This window comes from Ruminococcus sp. AF17-12 (genome assembly GCF_003479245.1).
GTDB lineage: Bacteria > Bacillota > Clostridia > Lachnospirales > Lachnospiraceae > Blautia_A > Blautia_A fusiformis.
Genome location: NZ_QUGY01000021.1, coordinates 31,587 through 50,748 on the forward strand (window position 1 = coordinate 31,587; position 19,162 = coordinate 50,748).

Consider the following 19,162-nt stretch of genomic DNA (forward strand, 5'->3'; position numbering starts at 1 on the left):
GCAACGATCCGGTGTAAAGGGCTGATTGTTCTAAACTGCTACTACTGCATCATGTAAAAGCACAACAGGATAATTATATACAATCATGTCCGTCTTGTAAAGACAAATGTACATAAAACGCGAGAAAGCTCAGACTCGTATTTTCCGGAAGCTTACAGCAAAGAACAGAACCTCCGCAAAGCCTGTAATTCCCCATGAGAAAATATACAGGAGATAAAGCGAGGAAATGGTCTGGAAGTGTGCGAACACCGTATAGAACCAGATGACACGGAATACACAGGATCCCAGAATAATGATGATGGTCGGTGGGATACTTTTTCCGATGCCACGGGAAGCGGCGATGCTGCAATCCATAAAACAGCTGAAGGCATAGCTGAAGCCCATGATCCGGATCCTTTCCATGCCGGCATCAATGACGGCCGGTTCTGTGGCAAACAGTGACAAAAACTGCGGACCGAAAACAAGAAGCAGTCCACCAAGGATCGCGCCTGCGATGAAGGCATATGTAAGGCTGATCCCATAAGTCTTCAGCATACGTTTTTTATTTCCGGCACCCCAGTTCTGGCCGATGAAGCTTGCGCATGCAGTATAGAAGGCGAACATGACGTTGTAGATCAGAGAGTCTGCATTTGCAGCGGCAGCATTTCCGGAAACCGTGACTGCATCGAAGGAGTTGACGCCGGCCTGTACGAACAGATTTGCAATGGCAAAAATTCCGTTCTGCAGACCTGTGGGAATACCAAGAAGCAGTACTGCTTTACAGGCCTTTGGGTGAAGATGGAGCTTACGCAGGGATACCCTGCATTCGTCTTTTCTCCGGAGGAGGTGGATCATTACCAGAGCAGCGGATATATACAGGGCGATCGCGCTGGCAGTTGCCACACCTGCGGCGGCCATATGACAGACGATAACGAAAAACAGGTTCAGAAGAACGTTGATCACTCCGGCAATGGAAAGATAGATCAGCGGTCGCTTCGTATCGCCGCGGGCACTTAATACGCCGTTACCGAAATTGTATACAGCCATGGCCGGCATACCCAGAGCATAAATCTTCATATATAAAACAGCCTGGTCCATCAGCTCCGGTTTCGTATTCATCATGGACAGCATCTGTCCGGAAAACAGAAGACAGACGACACAGACCAGAAGTCCTGCGAGGGCACAGAGAAGAAGAGATGTATGGATTGTTTCTTCGGTACCTTTTCTGTTTTCGGCACCAAGCTCGTGTGCTACACGAACATTGACTCCGGCGCCCATGCCGATCAGGATTCCGGTAAATAAAGTGACCAGCAGAGTTGTGGAACCCACAGCTCCAAGTGCCATGTAATCTGCAAATCGCCCCACAACCGCAACATCACTTAAATTAAAAAGAACCTCCAACACCTGGGACCCCATCAGGGGAAGGCTGAAAAGGAGGAGATTTTTCCAGAGAGAGCCGGAGGTCATCTCAATGGAAGACGTTTTCTTTTTTTCATTTTCACACATAGTTTACCTCATAAAAATTATAAAAAATTCCTTCATCCAAGGTATACAATACTATGTTGGAATAGGTTTGTAAAGAGGGGAAAATAGCTCTTTTACCAGGCGCAGAGGTTTGTTTTTATTTATAGATTCTACATTGATTTCAGTACGAACAATGATATAATAAATGAGAGCAATAAGAAAGTGTTTTCAGAAATATTGGAAAAATAAAATACAGCAGACTAAGGAGGAAACCAATACAATGAAAATCGGAAATGATATTTATTATGTAGGAGTAAACGATCATCAGGTAGACTTATTCGAGGGACAGTATGTAGTACCAAACGGAATGTCCTACAACTCTTATGTGATCAAGGATGAGAAGATTGCAGTTATGGATACTGTAGATGCCGGCTTCACAGAAGAGTGGCTGGGAAAAGTAGCAGAAGTTCTGGATGGCGCGAAACCGGATTATCTTGTAGTTCAGCATATGGAGCCGGATCATGCAGCAAACATTGAGAATTTCATGAAAGCATACCCGGATACAACTGTTGTTGCCAACACAAAAACTTTCACCATGATGGAGAATTTCTTCCGTGGAATGGATCTGGAAGGAAAGAAACATATTGTAGCAAATGGTGACACTCTGACACTTGGAAAACACGTCCTTACCTTCGTATTTGCACCGATGGTTCACTGGCCGGAGGTCATGGTTACATATGACAGCACAGACAAGGTCCTGTTTTCTGCTGATGGCTTCGGCAAATTCGGAGCCCTTGATGTAGAAGAGGACTGGGACCGCGAAGCACGTCGCTACTATATCGGAATCGTCGGAAAATACGGTCCGCAGGTACAGAAGCTTCTCAAGGCAGCAGCAACTCTTGATATCCAGACCATCTGCCCGCTTCACGGACCGGTTCTTACTGAGAATCTTGGACATTATCTGGAGAAATATGATATCTGGTCTTCTTATAAAGTAGAGAGCGAAGGCGTAATGATCGCCTACACATCTGTATACGGACATACAAAGAAAGCAGCAGAGCTTCTTGCACAGAAGCTGGAAGAAAAGGGCTGCCCGAAGGTTGTTGTCTGCGATCTTGCAAGAGAAGACATGGCAGAGGCAGTGGAAGACGCTTTCCGCTACGGCAAGCTGGTACTGGCCAGCATTACATACAACGGAGAAGCCTTCCCGTTTATGCGTACATTCATCGAGAACCTGACAGAGCGTAATTACCAGAACCGCACCATCGGCCTCATTGAGAACGGAAGCTGGGCACCGACTGCAGCTAAAGTCATGAAAGGAATGTTCGAGAAGAGTAAAAATATCACATGGCTTGAGAACAATGTAAAGATCATGTCCTCCCTCAGCGATGAGAATGTGGCAGAGATCGATGCAATGGCAGAGGAGCTCTGCAAGTAATTTCTGAATGTCAGAACAGCTTATAAAAAATAAAGATATAACATAATAAAAAGACGTGGATCCGTAAGGCCACGTCTTTTTTATTTACCAAGTAACAGTTACATCCTCTTACACCACATAAATCCATAAGCCGGAAGCTCCACGTCCTTAAGCTCCAGTGTCTGGTCAGTGATCAGATCACGGAAGGTTCCTTCCTCCTGCATCCAGGCAGTTTTTTCGCTGTCACTGAAATTGAAGATTCCGATGAAACGTTCGTTTCCTTTCTGGCGGAGGATGCAGAGGATGCTGTCATCATGAACATCGTATGTATACACGTCACAGTCCTTATCAAAAACAGATTCCTGGCTGCGGATCTGCTCCATGCGGCTAAGAGTCTGGAAGATCTGTCCCTCAACGGAGGATTTGGAGTTTCTTTTTTCGGCAAGCTCCCACTGGAAAGCACCACGGTGGATATAGCGGGAATCTGCAGCCTTATCCGGATCCTCTTTATAGGAATAATCATTGAGACGTCCGATTTCATCGGAGCTGTAAAGCATCGGGATTCCGGACTGGGTAAGCATATATGCGTGAAGCATCAGATCCTCGCGGATACCCCTTTTCAGTTTCTCGTCATCTTTTTCAAAAAGAGCAGCCTCAATCCCGCACATGGAAGCAGTAGTTCCGCAGAAGCGGGCATCCTGAGTTACCGGGTCATCATTATAGAGCTCTCCGCGGCTGTCGCTTCCCGGATGCTTTCCTGTAAAGAAATCATTCAGGTAACGCTTATGGGATGGCTCATCCATGTCCCATTCTTTCAGGGTGGCGAAATCAAGTCCCCAGCCGATATCGTCATGGCAGCGGAGATAATTCAGGAAGGTGTACTGCTTCGGAAGGCTGTTTACAATATCCATCTGTTTTTTCAGAAGGCGGATATCACGAGTGGCAATGCTGTTCCAGGTTGTAGCCATGGTTGTTACATTGTAAAGCATATGGCATTCCGGCTTCTCTACGGTTCCGAAATAGGGAACAACCTTCTCCGGCTCCATAACGACCTCACCCAGAAGTACAACACTTGGGCAGACGATCTCGGCGATCATACGCATCATACGAACGATCGTATGTACCTGCTTCAGGTTACGGCAAGGAGTTCCCAGTTCCTTCCAGATATACGGAACCGCATCGATACGGATCACGTCCATTCCCTGGTTTGCAAGGAAGAGGAAGTTGTACATCATCTCATTGAAAACACGGGGATTGCCGTAGTTCAGATCCCACTGGTACGGATAAAAGGTAGTCATGACATAGTGACCGATATCCGGAAGCCAGGTAAAGTTCCCCGGAGCAGTGGTTGGGAATACCTGTGGTACGGTCTTTTCGTACTCGTCCGGGATTTCACGGTTGTTGTAGAAGAAGTAGCGGCTCATATATTCGCCGTCACCCTGGCGTGCTTTTTTGGCCCACTCATGATCCTCGGAGGTGTGGTTCATAACAAAATCCATACACAGGTTCATCCCGTTTTTGTGGCATTTATCTGCAAGGGCAGCCAGATCCTTCATAGTACCAAGGTCCGGGCGGACTTTGCGGAAGTCGGCTACTGCGTAACCACCGTCGGAACGGCCCTTCGGGGTATCAAGGAACGGCATCAAATGAAGACAGTTCACGTTGCATTCCTTAAGATATGGAAGCTTGGCAGAAACTCCCTTGATGTTGCCGGCAAAATTGTCAATATAGAGCATCATGCCAAGCATATCCTTCTGGCGGAACCAGTCCGGATTTTTTTCTCTTTCCAGGTCGCGGTTTTTGAGCGCGCGGCGGCGTGCTGTAAAATACTGGTACATCTGGTCGCAGAGCTCCGCAAACATATCGTCATTGTGATAAAGCTCTGTGTACAGCCATCGAAGCTCGTCGTGATGATGGTTTAAACGTTCCTGAAAAATTTCCTGATCTTTTTTCATGATTTCCTCCCTGAATAGATATTTATAGATGTCGGGAAACCTGTCAAATATTTCCCGGCGGTAATGGTTATCTGACATTTTTCCACAGAATTATAGCATGAAGTTTCCGGTACATGAATATACGGGTTGTTATGGAATATGGAAAAATGTTGTAAGTATTTTCAGTCTCCGGTTGTCTGCCGTCGTATCAGAACCGGAGTGATCTTTTTGTGGATCGGTTTTTGAAGCGGTGCCGGTTTTCTTTTCTTCATTTCGTTCATCTGTTCCACAAGCAGTTCCATGGTAGTCTGTGCGATCACATCAATCTGCTGTCCAATAGTAGTGATCGGAATGATGGACTCCGCAGCAATGGGTGAATTATCGAATCCGATGATCTGATATTCATCCGGCAGACAGTTGTATTTCTGGAAGATCAGATTGAGAAATATATTTGCGTAAGTATCATTGGATAAAAATATGCCTTTTTTCTGACCGGAATATTTACTGTCAATATCCTGAAAGATCACACGCATCTGTTCAAAAAGCTCCTGATAGGAATCACCGGAAACATTAAGGTTCAGTTCATAAGGAACATGATATTCCCGGCATGTTTCCTCAAAGGCACGGATACGGTCATAAGCCGGAATATTCTCAGGTACATGGACATTGATGTGGATCAGTACATCACACTGATTGCGTATCAGCAGAGAAGTAGCCTGCATGCCGCCCATGTAATTGTCTGTTGTAACGCTGCATATATGTTCCGCTTCACGTTCAATGGCGATCACAGGAATATTATAGGAAGCCAGTTTTTCAGAGGAAAGAGTATGGCTGAGAACAATAAGTCCTTCAATCTTATAAGCCATCAGCTCGTCCAGATACTGCATTTCTTTCTCCGGGCCGCCATCACTGACAAAAACCAGAAATTTGTAATGATAATCGGAGTAACTTCGAAGAAGCTGTGTCAGCATTTCGGAATAATAATGAAGATAAAGGTTCGGGACAATGATCCCTACAAATTCGCTTTTTCCATTGGCAAGAACCCTGGCAAGCTTGTTTTTTCTGTAGCCGAGCTCATCAAGGGCTTTTGCGATCTTTTCCTGATTTTCCAGGGTCAGAGAATCCGGATGATTGAAATATCTGGAGATCGTAGTCTTGGAAAAACCAGTGTATTCTGCAATATCAGCAAATGTTACCTGTTTTTTAGCCATAAAAAAATAGTCTCCTTTTAATAGCAGAAAGTTATGATACGGAATGCAGATGTGATCATATAAGAGAAAGCTGCAGACCGTACAGGATAATTGGATTGATGTAATTAAGTATAACAATACAGACGTTAAATAGCAATAAAAAAAATAACCAGTTAAGTTACCGGTAACTTTTCTTGAATAAATTAACAAAAAAGGTTGACAGAAGCTATGTCATATAGTAGTATCAAATTATAAAGTAACCGGTTACTTTACCGGTTGCTAAACAAGAACGAAAGAACAAAAAAGGGAGGAAAAGAGAATGAAAAAAGGTTCTGCGAAAGCTGTTCCGGCAGGAAAAAGAACTGCTGCAGAAAAGCTTCAGTATGTGAAAAAGAACTGGCAGCTGTATGTGTTTTTTCTGCTGCCTGCACTTCTTCTGACGATCATCTTCAAATACGTGCCCATGGGTGGCGTACTGATCGCTTTTGAGGACTATAATGTCATTGATGGTGTATTTGGAAGCAAATGGGTAGGACTGGAATACTTCCGGAGATTTCTGGCATCACCGGATTTTATGAATTATCTTGTGAACACTCTGAAACTGAGTATTTACGGACTACTGTGGGGATTTCCGATTCCGATCATCCTGGCACTTCTTCTGAATCAGATCCGGAGAGCCGGGATCAGGAAAAAAATTCAGCTTCTGATCTATGCGCCGAATTTTATTTCCGTTATCGTACTCTGCGGTATGGTTCGTATGTTTCTTTCACCGGTAGGTCCGCTGAATAAACTGATCGGTTCCGATGCCAACTGGATGACTATGCCGGCAGCATTTCGTACCATTTACATAGCCAGCGGAATCTGGCAGACAGCCGGATGGGCATCCATTATGTATACTGCAGCACTTGCCAATGCAAGTAAGGATCTGGAAGAGGCAGCAGTGGTGGATGGAGCAAATATCCTGCAGCAGATCTGGTATGTACAGCTTCCGGCTATTAAAAACATCATTGTGATCCAGTTTATCCTTCAGGCCGGAAATATTATGAGCATTGGTTTTGAAAAAGCATATGCACTGCAGACAGATATGAACCTCCCTGCATCTGAGATTCTTTCTACTTATGTATACAGAATCGGTCTTCTGAATGGAGACTATGGATATTCTACAGCAGTGGGGCTGTTTAATTCAGTGATCAATGTAATTCTTTTGATCTTTGTAAACTGGGTAGTCAAGAAACTGAATGACGGAGAGGGATTATAGGAGGTGCTGTTATGGCAAAAGCAAAGAAAAAGAAATATTCGGCATCTGACAAAGCCATTTTAGGAATCGGATACGTACTTCTGGGTGCATTTGTACTTTCCATTCTGGTTCCGCTTTTATATGTTGTGATCGCATCCTTTATGGATCCGAATGTGCTGAACAGCCAGGGGATCAGCTTTGATGTGCGGAAGTGGACGATCGATGCGTACCGCAGAGTTCTTGAAAATAATATGATCTGGAGAGGCTTTGCAAACTCATTTTTTTATTCCCTGGTGTTTACCATTATTTCAGTTCTGGTAACTCTGCTGGCAGCATATCCAATGTCCAAGAAAGAATTTGTGGGAAGAAATTTCTTCAATGTTATTTTTCTCATTACCATGTTTTTCGGTGGAGGAATGATCCCGACTTTTATCCTGATCAATCAGCTGCATCTGGTAAATACAATCTGGGCAATCCTGCTTCCGGGTGCGTTTAATGTCTGGAACATGATCCTTGCCAGAACCTATTATCAGTCTATCCCCAAGGAACTCAGAGAGGCATCTGCCATTGACGGTGCCACGGAAATCGAGCATTTTTTCAAGATTATGATGCCGGTATGCAAACCGATCATCGCAGTGCTTGCACTGTGGTCCTTTGTAGGAATGTGGAACAGTTATTTTGATGCTATGATTTATTTGAATGATGCGAAACTGCAGCCATTGCAGCTGGTACTTCGTTCCATCCTTGTACAGAATACACCGCAGCCCGGAATGATCGCAGATATCCAGAGTACTGCACAGATGGCAAAGGTAGCGGAACTTCTGAAATATGCTACGATCATTGTATCAAGTTTACCGCTTCTGATCATGTATCCATTCTTCCAGAAATATTTTGACCAGGGCATTATGGTTGGTTCTGTAAAAGGCTGATGACAGGAGGTTGATAATGATGAAAAAAAGAATGAAGGCATTATTGGCAATCGGGCTTTCTGCAATTATAATGGTATGCAGTGCCGGATGTGGAAACGGAAAAGAACACATGAAAGCAGAAACAGATCCGGATATCCCGGTGGAAGATGTGTCCTTTCCTCTGAAAGAAAAAGCAGAGCTGTCTTTTATTACCAGTGCACCTGCAACATCTACACAGGAACCTAATGAAAGAACGATTTTTAAAAGACTGGAAAAGCAGACCAATGTCCACATTGACTGGACCTGTTTTGTGTCGGATCAGTTTGATGACAAAAAAAATCTGGCGCTGGCACAGTTCGGAAATCTTCCGGATGGACTTTTTAACGCAGGGATGAGTGATTATGATCTTCTTCGTTATGCCAAACAGGGAATCATTATTCCGGTAGAAAATCTCATTGATAAATACATGCCGAATCTTAAGGCTGTATTTGAAAAATACCCGGAATACAGAACAATGTGTACAGCACCGGACGGACATATTTATTCTTTCCCATGGATCGAGCAGCTTGGTGCGGGGAAAGAAGCCATTCAGGCAATTGGAGATATTCCCTACATTAATAAAAAATGGCTGGATTATCTGAAGCTGGACGTTCCGACTACAACTGAGGAACTGGAACAGGTTCTGGTCGCTTTCCGCGACAATGCAGATAAACTGGAAAAGAAATTCAACATTGAGGGTGGTGTGATCCCGATGTCCTTTATCATCAATAATGGTGATCAGGATCCTGCAATTCTCATCAACGGATTCGGAGAAGGATATGGTGACACCGGTGATCATTTTGCAGTGAAAGATGATGGAACCGTTATTTATACAACTGTACAGGAAGGCTATAAAGAAGGTATTCAGTGGCTCCATCAGTTGGTAGAAGAAAAGCTGGTGGATCCGGAGGCTTTTACCCAGGAATGGTCAACTTATGTTGCAAAAGGTAAGAACCACAGATATGGTCTGTGTTTCACCTGGGATATTGCAAATATTGATAACAATGAAGATTATGTAATGCTCCCGGCGCTGGCCGGTCCGGATGGTCTTGTAAATATCACAAGACAGAATAACAGTGAAACCAGTGGCTTTGACAGAGGACGCTGCGTTCTGACTACAAGCTGTCGGAATACGGCACTGGCAGCAGCATGGATCGATCAGATGTATGCACCGATCCAGTCTCCGCAGAATAACTGGGGTACTTACGGGGAAAAAGATTCATTTAATATCTTTGAGATGTCCGAGAATGCAGAAGGTGGCCAGATGCTGAAACATATGGATCTGGGAGATGCATCTCCGGTAGAGGTTCGTGAAGCACAGTCTGTAAATGGACCGTTGGCAATACTTAACGAGTATTACGATGTATATGTAACAGAGCCGGCAGATGCAAAATGGCGTCTCGACAATATGCACGAAACATATCTTAAGGATATGAACAGTAAATATGTGTATCCGAATGTATTTATGAGTATTGATGATACCAATAAGGTATCTCAGTACGACACGGATATCAAGAAGTATGCGGAACAGAAAAAAGCAGACTGGATCCTGAATGGCGGCATCGATAAAGAATGGGATTCCTATCTGAAAAAGATGGAGCAGTATGGACTGTCTGATTATCTGGCAATCAAACAGAAATATTTTGACCAGTATCAGAAGTCTCTTAGTGAGACAGAGAAATAAAAACAGAAAAAGATACCGGTCAGAAACATAAAAAAGAAAGAGAGAGCAGAGTATGAGTGAAAAACTTGAAAAAGCACGTCTTTATGAAATAGAGGAAGCAAAAAATATCCCGCAGGAAGAGAAACCGGCCTTTCATGTATCTGCACCGGTTGGCTGGATCAATGATCCCAATGGATTTTCTGTTTTTAAAGGAAAGGTACATCTTTTTTACCAGTATCATCCTTACAGCCGTGACTGGGGCCCTATGCACTGGGGCCACAGTGTGACGGAGGATATGATCAGATGGGAGCAGCTTCCTGCAGCGCTTGCACCGGATCAGGAATATGATCGAGAGGGATGCTTTTCCGGAAGTGCTATTGAAGCGGATGGAAAACAGGCTTTGATCTACACAGGAGTTACAACAGAAAAGCTGCCGGATGGAAAAGAAGAAGTCCGGCAGAATCAGTGCATTGCCTGGGGTGACGGAAAAGATTATGTAAAGGCAGAGAAAAATCCGGTAGTCACCGGGGATATGCTTCCGGAGAAATGCAGCAGAGTTGATTTCCGTGATCCGAAGGTATGGGAAGATAACGGAACATACCATATGCTCGTAGGATGCCGCAGCGAAGAAATTCCTGGACAGGTAGTTCTGTTTTCCAGTAAAGATCTGAAAGAATGGAAATTTGAAACAATTCTTGCGGAGAACTCCACAGGAGAAATCGGTGTTATGTGGGAATGCCCCGATTTCTTTCCGCTCGGGGATAAACATGTGCTGATCTGTTCTCCGCAGCATATGCGTGCAAAAGGGTATGAGTTTCATAATGGACATAATTCCCTGTATTTTACGGGAGATTATGACAGCGAAAAACATACATTTGAAAAAGACGCACCGGTAAGTCTGGACTACGGACTTGATTTTTATGCGCCGCAGACAACCCTTCTTCCAGATGGAAGAAGAGTGATGATCGCCTGGATGAAATCCTGGGATAGCTGTGTGATCAAGGAAAAGCAGAGATGGCAGGGAATGATGACTCTTCCGAGAGAGCTGGAATATCGTGACGGAAAGATCTGGCAGAAGCCGGTCCGGGAAATTGAGAATTATCGGAAAAACCGTTGCTGTTATGAGAATGTAAAAGTGGGTGAGAGCTTAAGCCTTGAAGGCGTCCGTGGCCGAATGATCGATCTGACTGTGGAACTGCAGAACGCAGATGGCATCATGGATGGAAGCAGGAACTCCGGAAATCTAAATCAGGAAGCATTGGATGTGTACAATGAGTTCCGGATCGAGCTTGCACGCAATGAAGAATATACAACGGTCTTTACCTATGATCGAAAAAGACAGATACTGGAGATCGACAGAACCTGGAGCGGGGTGCAGCGTGATGTTGTATGTACAAGAAAGCTCCAGATCACAGATGACAGACAAAATCTGAAGCTGCGTTTTATCCTGGATCGAAGCTCCATAGAGCTTTTTATCAATGATGGAAGCAAAACTGCGACTACCGTGATTCCAACACCAGTGGAAGCAGATGAGATTCTGTTTCACAGTGACGGAAATGCTGTGATCCAGGTTGAGAAATATGATATTGTGTTGTAGAAGCCTCTCAAATATTGACAATTTCCCTGTTTTTGTATAACATAGGGGAAGTTGCTTACGCCGGATCAGGAGTTATTCGTATCTTCTGATCCGGCATATATTTACAGGAGAGGAACACAGGAATGTTTTATCAGTTAAAAATCACAAGAAAAGGAACGAAACCGCCGGTATGGAGACGCTGTACTGTTGCGGCTGACGTTACATTTGCAAAGATGGCAGCCATGCTTGAAAAACTGGTTCAGTATCCGGCAGGCAGCCTATATGAGATTGAATTTTTTCAGAAAAAAGTACAGATCCGTGAGAATGGTGACGGAGAAGCAAAGAATAATTTCACATTATTAAATGCAGGCGAGACAGAGACTGCAGAGCTTATGGATTCCGAGAAATGGTTTACCTTCCGTCAGTATGGCGCGGATAAGGAAGCTCCGGAATACAGAGTTGATATTGAGAAGAAAGACGAGGGAACAGCAGAAGCTCCTTCTATTATAAAAGAAGTAAAGGGTGAGGATGATCCGTACTGGACAGAGGCACCGGAGCTGGGATGCACTGCAGCAGTTGAGACAGAGGCGGAAACAGCCAAAGCATCGGAAGACATTGCTGCAACAGTAGCAGCAGTAGAGGCAGCAGCCAGAGCTGCAAAAGCAGATGAGGCAGCCACAGGCAGCAGAAGAAATCCTACAGTAAAAGATTTCCTCATGTCCTATCGTAAAGAAGACCTTCTCAGCATTGCAGGTGAGCTTGGACTTCACTGCAGGGGAATGGAGCAGGAAGAGATCGCCGCAAAGGTTGCCGCAGAGGTTCTTAAACCGGAGGTTATGAAAGCAAGCTTCCTCGTAGCAGACGATCAGGAAGTACTGGCTTTTGAGGCGGCTATTCAGAGAAAATGCTTCCATGTTGCAGAGGATGAGTGGAATACATTAGAGTGGCTGAACGATATGGGCTACCTTGTTTCCTACAGTGATGATTACGCAGAAGTTCCGGCAGAGGTTGCAGCTGTTTACGACCAGATCAATACACCGGAATTCCGGACACTTCGCAGCCAGGTAAACTGGCTGAAGGATTGTCTTATTATGGTAAGCTATCTGTATGTATCTGCACCGGCAAAGACCGTATATGAGATGTTTAAGCAGAGAAAAGGCTTTGACATCGGATATGACAGCTTCATCGAGCTGTATCATACCATTCCGGAGAAGGCCTGCATCTGTGAGCTTGCGGAGGATCAGCTGATCCTGAAATCCGCACTGGTCAATAACATCTACAAGGATATCGAGAGACGTCAGGGCGGACGGAAATTCTATATTCCGTCAGTAGATGAGATCCTGGATTATTCCGAAAACGGTTATCCGACAAAATCTGCTTCTTACCAGAGACTGGGCAGATTCCTGCTGGATGAGATGAAGGTTTCCGATGCAGTGAAGGATCAGGTACTGTTCTTTATTTACAAAGAATGCTCCATGGATGGCAGAATGTCAGCGATCATGGAAAACCTGAACCAGAAGGGGATCCAGTTTAACGATGAGCAGCTTGAGAAATTTACAAAGCTGATCATGGAGGCAAACAATAACACAAGAATGCTGGAATTCCGCGGTTACACACCGAATGAGATCTCAGGAGCAGTATGGCCGTTTGCCACAGGCAAGCCGCACACTGCAATGCCGAACAGCTTTGTGCCGACAGCAATGCCGATGCAGCCGGCATCTGCAAGAAAAATCTATCCCAACGATCCGTGTCCGTGCGGAAGCGGTAAGAAATATAAGAAGTGCTGCGGAAGAAGATAGTTCCGCAGGAAATTTACAGTGGTTCCGGAGCTGATACAGTTGAGTTTTTGAGATAGTATCGCCGGGATATCATACAAATTAAATATAAGACAGTTCGTTTGTACCATCCTGTCTATAAATAAAACCAGGGCTGAAGAAGATGTGAGAATCAGGGCAGACTCGTGGCGGGTCTGCCCTTTTTTTACTTTAACTGGATCAAGGCCGGGAATCCCGGTTTTTTTTATTTATGGAAATATTCGGGTGGTGTGACAGATCCAGAAGGAGGAAAAATTTATGTATCAGTTAAAAACAGAAGCAGATTTCGATTCGGCACACTTTCTGTCCGGTTACACCGGCAAATGTTCCAATATCCATGGCCATCGCTGGCATGTGGAGATTGAGATCGAAAGCCGGAAACTGGAGAAAAACGGCCAGGGGCGAGGGATGCTGGTAGACTTCGGAGATCTGAAAAAGGATCTTCGGGAGCTGGCAGATTCCATGGATCACACGCTGATCTATGAAGAAAATACATTACGTCCGAAAACCCTGGAAGCACTGGATGAAGAAGGCTTTCATCTGGTGAAGGTTCCCTTTCGTCCTACAGCAGAGAATTTTTCAGAGTATTTTTTCAGAAAAATGGAAGAAAAGGGCTATCCTGTAAAAAGAGCTGTTGTTTACGAAACACCAAATAACTGTGCAGCTTACCGGGAAACGGAAGAAGAAACGGAGGCGGTATGGCTATGAGTACCTATCAGGTTGTCGAGAAATTTGTCAGCATCAACGGAGAGGGCAGACGGGCAGGAGAGCTTGCCGCTTTTATCCGGTTTAAGGGCTGCAATCTTCAGTGCAGCTATTGTGATACCAGCTGGGCAAATGAGCCGGGATGTGAGAGTGAAAGGCTGACAGAAGAAGAGATCCTTTCCTGGATCCGCGAGGCAGGTGTAAAAAATGTGACACTTACAGGCGGGGAACCACTTTTACGGAAAGGGATGGAGGAGCTGATCGAGGCAATCCTGGAGGATCCATCCCGGCGGGTGGAGATTGAGACCAATGGAAGTGTGGATCTGAAGCCTTATCATATATTAAAAAAACGTCCGTCCTTTACCATGGATTATAAAGCACCGGACAGCGGCATGGAAAAAGAAATGCTCCTTTCCAATCTGGAGCTTCTGGGCAGTGAGGATACGCTGAAATTCGTGGTCAGCAGCCGCAGAGATATGGAAAAAGCCCTGGAAATCCTGGAAAAGTACAGGCTGGTCGGAAAAACGGCAGTTTATTTCAGCCCTGTTTTCGGCAGGATCCAGCCGGTGGAGATCGTGGATTTCCTTATGGAAAAAAAGCTCAACGATGTAAAGCTTCAGATCCAGCTTCATAAGGTGATCTGGGACCCGCAGAAACGGGGAGTATGACAGGAAAACATATCACAATATAACAAGAAATACCGCAGAAAAGGAGAACGCTATGAAAGCACTTGTACTTGCAAGCGGCGGTGTGGATTCCACCACCTGCCTGGGGCTTGCCGTAAACAAATATGGAAAAGAGAATGTAATTGCATTAACAGTAGCTTACGGACAGAAGCACACAAAAGAAATCGAGGCTGCCAGAAAAACAGCAGAATATTACGGAGTGGAGCATCTTTATCTGGATCTGGAACCGATCTTCCGGTACAGTGACTGTTCGCTTCTGAAGCATTCAGACAAAGAGATCCCGCACGAAAGCTATGCAGAGCAGCTGAAGGAAACCGATGGCTCACCGGTTTCAACCTATGTGCCGTTCCGGAACGGATTGTTTCTTTCCTCGGCAGCAAGTATTGCGCTGTCAAAAAACTGCAGTGTGATCTATTACGGAGCACATGCGGATGATGCAGCCGGAAATGCATATCCGGACTGCAGCAGTGCATTTCACAATGCGATCAACGAGGCAATCTATCAGGGAAGCGGCGGCCAGCTGAAGGTTGAGGCGCCTTTTGTCAGCTGCACAAAGGCAGAGGTCGTAAAAACCGGCCTGGAGCTGAATGTTCCTTATGAACTGACCTGGAGCTGTTACGAAGGCGGCGAAAAGCCCTGCGGTGTGTGTGGAACCTGTATTGACAGAGCAGAGGCATTCCGGCTCAATGGAGTGAAGGACCCGGCACTTGACAGATAGATCGGATCATAAATATCCGCCTGACCATAGAAAGGAAAAAATATGAGCAGAGAAAACCTGGAAAAAGAAGGGATCACCCTTCTCGGAAATCAGAAAGTAAAATATCCGGACAATTATGCTCCGGAGGTACTGGAAACATTTTTGAACAAGCACCCGGACAACGATTACTTTGTAAAATTTAACTGCCCGGAATTTACAAGCCTTTGTCCCATTACCGGACAGCCGGATTTCGCAACGATCACGATATCCTATGTACCCGGTGAAAAAATGGTGGAGAGCAAATCTCTGAAGCTGTATCTTTTCAGCTTCCGCAATCACGGAGATTTTCATGAGGATTGTGTGAACATCATTATGAAGGATCTGATCCGTCTTATGGATCCGAAGTACATTGAGGTCTGGGGAAAATTTACGCCGAGAGGCGGCATTTCCATTGATCCATACTGCAATTACGGAAAAGCCGGAACCAGATGGGAGGAGATTGCTTGGAAACGCCTTGCAGAGCATGACATGTACCCGGAAAAGATCGATAACCGGTAGAAAAACAGAAGTCCCTGTTTTCACTGCGAAAAGCAATGAAAGCAGGGGCTTTTTGTTTAGGTGCGCCTAGCGGCGCAGGTTTATCTTTATGACAGCCGGATGCACTCCGATTCTGTGTCAAACAGATCAGCGATCACATCGTGCACGGTTTCGATCTTATCTGCCATATAGGCCTTTGCTCCGCAGAACAGCAGGCCGTTTTCCACGTCGCCCTTTACGGCGGCGATCAGCTTGTCTGTAATGCAGTAAGGGATCTCGCCGGGGGAACATTTGGCAAGGCAGCGGTGGCAGGGACTGTGCGGGATCTTTTCTCCGGCCATGACGTGCTGCATGAAGGGATTCATAATGGCACGTCCCGGCATACCTACCGGACTTTTTACAATGGCAATGTCGTCCTTTGCGGCGTGGATCAGGGATTCTTTCAGCCGGATGTCTGCGTCACATTCTTCCGTTGGGATAAAACGGGTGGCAACCTGAACGCCGTCCACACCAAGATCAAAGACATGCTTTACATCCTCGTGAGTGGCGATGCCGCCGGCAGCTACTACAGGGATTTCCGTGCCGAATTTTGCGGCATAGCCTTTTACGGTCTGGACGATCTTTCGGATCTCATTGTCGTAGGCTTCCGGTGTATAGGAATCCAGCTCTTCCTTGTGGAAGCCCAGATGACCGCCTGCCTGGGGACCCTCGATCACCACAAGGTCTGCAGTGCGCCTGTACTTTCTTTCCCAGTATTTCAGGATGACCTTTGCAGATTTGTCCGTTGAGACGATGGGGGCGATCTTTGTTTTGCTTCCGCTGACAAGAGCAGGGAGCTCTGTAGGAAGTCCTGCGCCGGAGATGATCAGGTCAGCGCCTGCCTGGACAGCGGCTTTTACATGAGATGCGTACTCCTTCAGTGCGACCATGATGTTGTAGCCGATGATACCGTCAGGAGAAATCCTGCGTGCTTTTTTCATCTCGGACAGGATAGCCCGCTGGTTGGCTTCTTCGGTATTCCGGTCGAAATCCTTTTCCCGGTAGCCGATCTGAGCGGTGGAAATGATTCCAATCCCGCCTTCCTTTGCAACGGTGCCTGCCAGACGGCCAAGGCTGATACCAACGCCCATTCCACCCTGGATCAGGGGAAATCTCGTAAGTTTATCACCGATTTTAAAATTCTTCATAATGATCAGATCCTCACATTCATTTGCTTTCGCTAAATAATTTTAGTATAAAATAGTTTTATCATCAAAGTATATCATAACAGGGGAATTTGTCAATGTAAATGTCGGTGAATCAGGGAAGTCCTCTGCTTCAATTGCGAATAGCTGTTTGACCAGATTTTGTTAAAATCCACTTTGTTGACAGAACAGAAAATATCAGACAAATTCACAGTGATATCAGCTTTACAGAAAACTGTAAAGTGAATTAGAGGAAAAGGGAGGAACAGGTATGCGAAAAAAGACGAGTACCATCATGGCCTGGCTGCTTGCGGCGTCCGTGACAGTCACATCTCTGTCAGCGGGAACAGTGACGGCCTATGCACAGGAGGAAATGCCGCTGGCGGAAGCCGGAACCGTGACAGAGAGTGCGGAAGGGTTTGGAGACAGCAGTGACAGCATTGCAGATATTGCGGAAGAGGGCAATATTGAAGCTAAAGAAAAGGGTGAGCTGACAGCATTATGCTGTGTAGTTTCACCCTTTTTATGTGTGATGAAATTTTTAAACTGTAAAGCAGTAGACTGTGTTCGGAATCCCTCTGGCAAAATCAGAATTTAAACAGATTCAGACCGATCTCCTGACTGAACTCGCGGCCGATCTCTCCGTCGATCACCTGGATCTGGATCTCGGCAGTAGCACTGATGATGGCACGGTTCAGATGACCGCCGTGTACATGGCCTTCCTCGTCACCGGCTGCGATATGGAGATGAAGATAAACGTCACCGTCTTTGCGGGTAACGGTACCGGTAAGTGATACGATTTCAAACGCTCCCTGGAACTGAATAGAGTGGTATTCCTTTGTCACTGTGTTGTATACGCCTGCAGTGAAATCATTGATGGCGCCAAGGCCTGTGACCTGTGCAAGGCGGATATTCTCTTTTTTTGCAACCTTGCCGATCTCCTCCAGGATCTCTTCCTTCGGATCAAGACGAAGATAGATCGTGTTTCCGAAACGTCTGTATTCCATGATAAAAACCTCCCTTTGTGTGATATTTGCCATAAACAGCGGCGGATGTTTTTATCCGCTTGTCAATAAGTATAATACATTTTATTTTTTTTCGGAAGACATGGGAAAGAGAATGTCGGAGTCACATGCCTGTGCGAGAGATTTTTTTTGATGTCTGCTCTTAGCATTGGAGGTAGGCGGGGATACGTTTGAGGTTTCGTTAGGGGGAGGTGGTTGAGGGATGCCAGAGGAAGGAGGCATCGCTCCGGGAGTGGATGCAGTCGGGGATGTTTTTGAGGTTTCGTTAGGTGGATGTGGTTGAGGGACGCCAGAGGAATGTGGCATCGCTCCGGGAGTGGATGCAGTCGGGGATGTTTTTTGAGGTTTTGAGAGGCGGATGTGGTTGAGGGACGCCAGAGGAAGGTGGCATCGCTCTGGGAGTGGATGCAGTCGTGGATTTATTTGAGGTTTTGAGAGGTGGATGTGGTTGAGGGACGCCAGAGGAAGGAGGCATCGCTCCGGGAGTGGATGCAGTCGTGGATTTATTTGAGGTTTTGAGAGGCGGATGTAGTCGAAGGACGCCAGAGGAAGGAGGCATCGCTCCGGGCAGGGACTCCGTCGGGGGATACTACTAGGACTCCGTGAGACGGCTAAAAGCATTGCGGCAGGGCCAGAACTCGCCTGCGGCTCAGACAGCAGACCCTGCCGCAATAACGCCGTCTCCCGCAGCCCAAGTAGTAATCACCCCTCCTCCGCAGCAGCCCGGCCCGATGCCACCTTCCTCTGGCTGACGCTTCCAACCGACAGGAAAAAACATGCGGGGGATGGAAGCGGATTGGGCGTCCTGTCCTGAAATGTAAGACTGGTACAGGATATTCCTATAAGTATCGAAGAATACAGAAACGGGATCGGCACAGCGTATCACCATAAATATCGAAGAATACAGGAACTAGATTGGTACAGCGTATCACCATAAATATCGAAGAATACAGGGACCAGATCGGCCCAGCGTATCACTATAAATATCGAAGAATACAGGGAATAGATCGGCCCAGCGTACCACTATAAGTACCGAAGAATACAGAAACCAGATCGGCACAACGTTCCATTCTGAGTACCGCAGCATACAGACAAAAGTCAACAACG

General features: G+C 45.9%; 16 protein-coding genes. 11 read left to right on the forward strand and 5 right to left on the reverse strand.

All coding sequences use genetic code 11. The features are described from left to right. Nucleotides 1-129: 129 nt before the first annotated feature. Entirely contained in the window at nucleotides 130-1,485 is a 1,356-nt protein-coding gene (locus tag DWW77_RS16790; RefSeq protein ID WP_118609176.1) for an MATE family efflux transporter, read from the reverse strand. Between the two features lie 238 nt (nucleotides 1,486-1,723). On the opposite strand from DWW77_RS16790, the gene DWW77_RS16795 reads away from it, so the two are divergent. After that, on the forward strand, nucleotides 1,724-2,881 hold the full coding sequence (locus tag DWW77_RS16795; RefSeq protein ID WP_118609177.1) for an FprA family A-type flavoprotein: 1,158 nt from the start codon (nucleotides 1,724-1,726) through the stop codon (nucleotides 2,879-2,881). A gap of 98 nt (nucleotides 2,882-2,979) precedes the next feature. Here DWW77_RS16795 and DWW77_RS16800 read toward each other — a convergent pair whose 3' ends face one another. Continuing rightward, complete coding sequence (locus DWW77_RS16800) at nucleotides 2,980-4,815, reverse strand: amylosucrase (RefSeq protein WP_182431238.1); 1,836 nt, start codon at nucleotides 4,813-4,815, stop codon at nucleotides 2,980-2,982. A 161-nt stretch (nucleotides 4,816-4,976) separates the two neighbouring features. Next, nucleotides 4,977-6,005, reverse strand: a complete 1,029-nt coding sequence (locus DWW77_RS16805) for a LacI family DNA-binding transcriptional regulator (RefSeq protein WP_059086410.1) — start codon at nucleotides 6,003-6,005, stop codon at nucleotides 4,977-4,979. Nucleotides 6,006-6,303: 298 nt separating this feature from the next. Between DWW77_RS16805 and DWW77_RS16810 the strand changes: the two genes are divergently transcribed. From DWW77_RS16810 to queF, 9 genes are all read left to right on the forward strand, one after another. Further along, entirely contained in the window at nucleotides 6,304-7,242 is a 939-nt protein-coding gene (locus DWW77_RS16810; protein ID WP_015526649.1) for an ABC transporter permease, read from the forward strand. Between the two features lie 11 nt (nucleotides 7,243-7,253). Then, on the forward strand, nucleotides 7,254-8,150 hold the full coding sequence (locus DWW77_RS16815; protein WP_015526648.1) for a carbohydrate ABC transporter permease: 897 nt from the start codon (nucleotides 7,254-7,256) through the stop codon (nucleotides 8,148-8,150). Nucleotides 8,151-8,166: 16 nt separating this feature from the next. Continuing rightward, nucleotides 8,167-9,852 (forward strand): type 2 periplasmic-binding domain-containing protein, encoded by a 1,686-nt coding sequence (locus DWW77_RS16820; protein ID WP_021976189.1) that lies wholly within the window; start codon nucleotides 8,167-8,169, stop codon nucleotides 9,850-9,852. 52 nt (nucleotides 9,853-9,904) lie between these two features. Next, nucleotides 9,905-11,428: a glycoside hydrolase family 32 protein gene (locus tag DWW77_RS16825; RefSeq protein WP_118609178.1), complete on the forward strand. Its 1,524-nt coding sequence runs from the start codon at nucleotides 9,905-9,907 to the stop codon at nucleotides 11,426-11,428. Between the two features lie 122 nt (nucleotides 11,429-11,550). Continuing rightward, a complete protein-coding gene (locus tag DWW77_RS16830) occupies nucleotides 11,551-13,206 on the forward strand; it encodes a YecA family protein (RefSeq protein ID WP_118609179.1) in 1,656 nt (551 codons plus the stop codon). A 273-nt stretch (nucleotides 13,207-13,479) separates the two neighbouring features. Then, nucleotides 13,480-13,929 (forward strand): 6-carboxytetrahydropterin synthase QueD, encoded by a 450-nt coding sequence (gene queD / locus DWW77_RS16835; protein ID WP_021976186.1) that lies wholly within the window; start codon nucleotides 13,480-13,482, stop codon nucleotides 13,927-13,929. Continuing rightward, nucleotides 13,926-14,594 carry a putative 7-carboxy-7-deazaguanine synthase QueE gene (queE, locus tag DWW77_RS16840; RefSeq protein ID WP_118609180.1) on the forward strand — a complete coding sequence of 223 codons (669 nt, stop codon included), beginning with the start codon at nucleotides 13,926-13,928 and terminating at the stop codon, nucleotides 14,592-14,594. Before queD ends, queE begins: the two co-directional genes overlap by 4 nt. Nucleotides 14,595-14,613: 19 nt before the next feature. Beyond that, nucleotides 14,614-15,330: a 7-cyano-7-deazaguanine synthase QueC gene (gene queC, locus DWW77_RS16845; protein WP_270391407.1), complete on the forward strand. Its 717-nt coding sequence runs from the start codon at nucleotides 14,614-14,616 to the stop codon at nucleotides 15,328-15,330. 42 nt (nucleotides 15,331-15,372) lie between these two features. Beyond that, nucleotides 15,373-15,867: a preQ(1) synthase gene (gene queF, locus DWW77_RS16850; RefSeq protein WP_059086405.1), complete on the forward strand. Its 495-nt coding sequence runs from the start codon at nucleotides 15,373-15,375 to the stop codon at nucleotides 15,865-15,867. 86 nt (nucleotides 15,868-15,953) lie between these two features. Here queF and DWW77_RS16855 read toward each other — a convergent pair whose 3' ends face one another. Continuing rightward, nucleotides 15,954-17,033: an NAD(P)H-dependent flavin oxidoreductase gene (locus DWW77_RS16855; protein ID WP_118609182.1), complete on the reverse strand. Its 1,080-nt coding sequence runs from the start codon at nucleotides 17,031-17,033 to the stop codon at nucleotides 15,954-15,956. Nucleotides 17,034-17,301: 268 nt separating this feature from the next. Here DWW77_RS16855 and DWW77_RS16860 point away from each other — a divergent pair, with 268 nt between their 5' ends. Next, nucleotides 17,302-17,628: a hypothetical protein gene (locus DWW77_RS16860; RefSeq protein ID WP_114002674.1), complete on the forward strand. Its 327-nt coding sequence runs from the start codon at nucleotides 17,302-17,304 to the stop codon at nucleotides 17,626-17,628. Here DWW77_RS16860 and DWW77_RS16865 read toward each other — a convergent pair. Beyond that, nucleotides 17,618-18,037 carry a PPC domain-containing DNA-binding protein gene (locus DWW77_RS16865; protein ID WP_044962367.1) on the reverse strand — a complete coding sequence of 140 codons (420 nt, stop codon included), beginning with the start codon at nucleotides 18,035-18,037 and terminating at the stop codon, nucleotides 17,618-17,620. The genes DWW77_RS16860 and DWW77_RS16865 overlap by 11 nt on opposite strands. Nucleotides 18,038-19,162 lie beyond the last annotated feature (1,125 nt).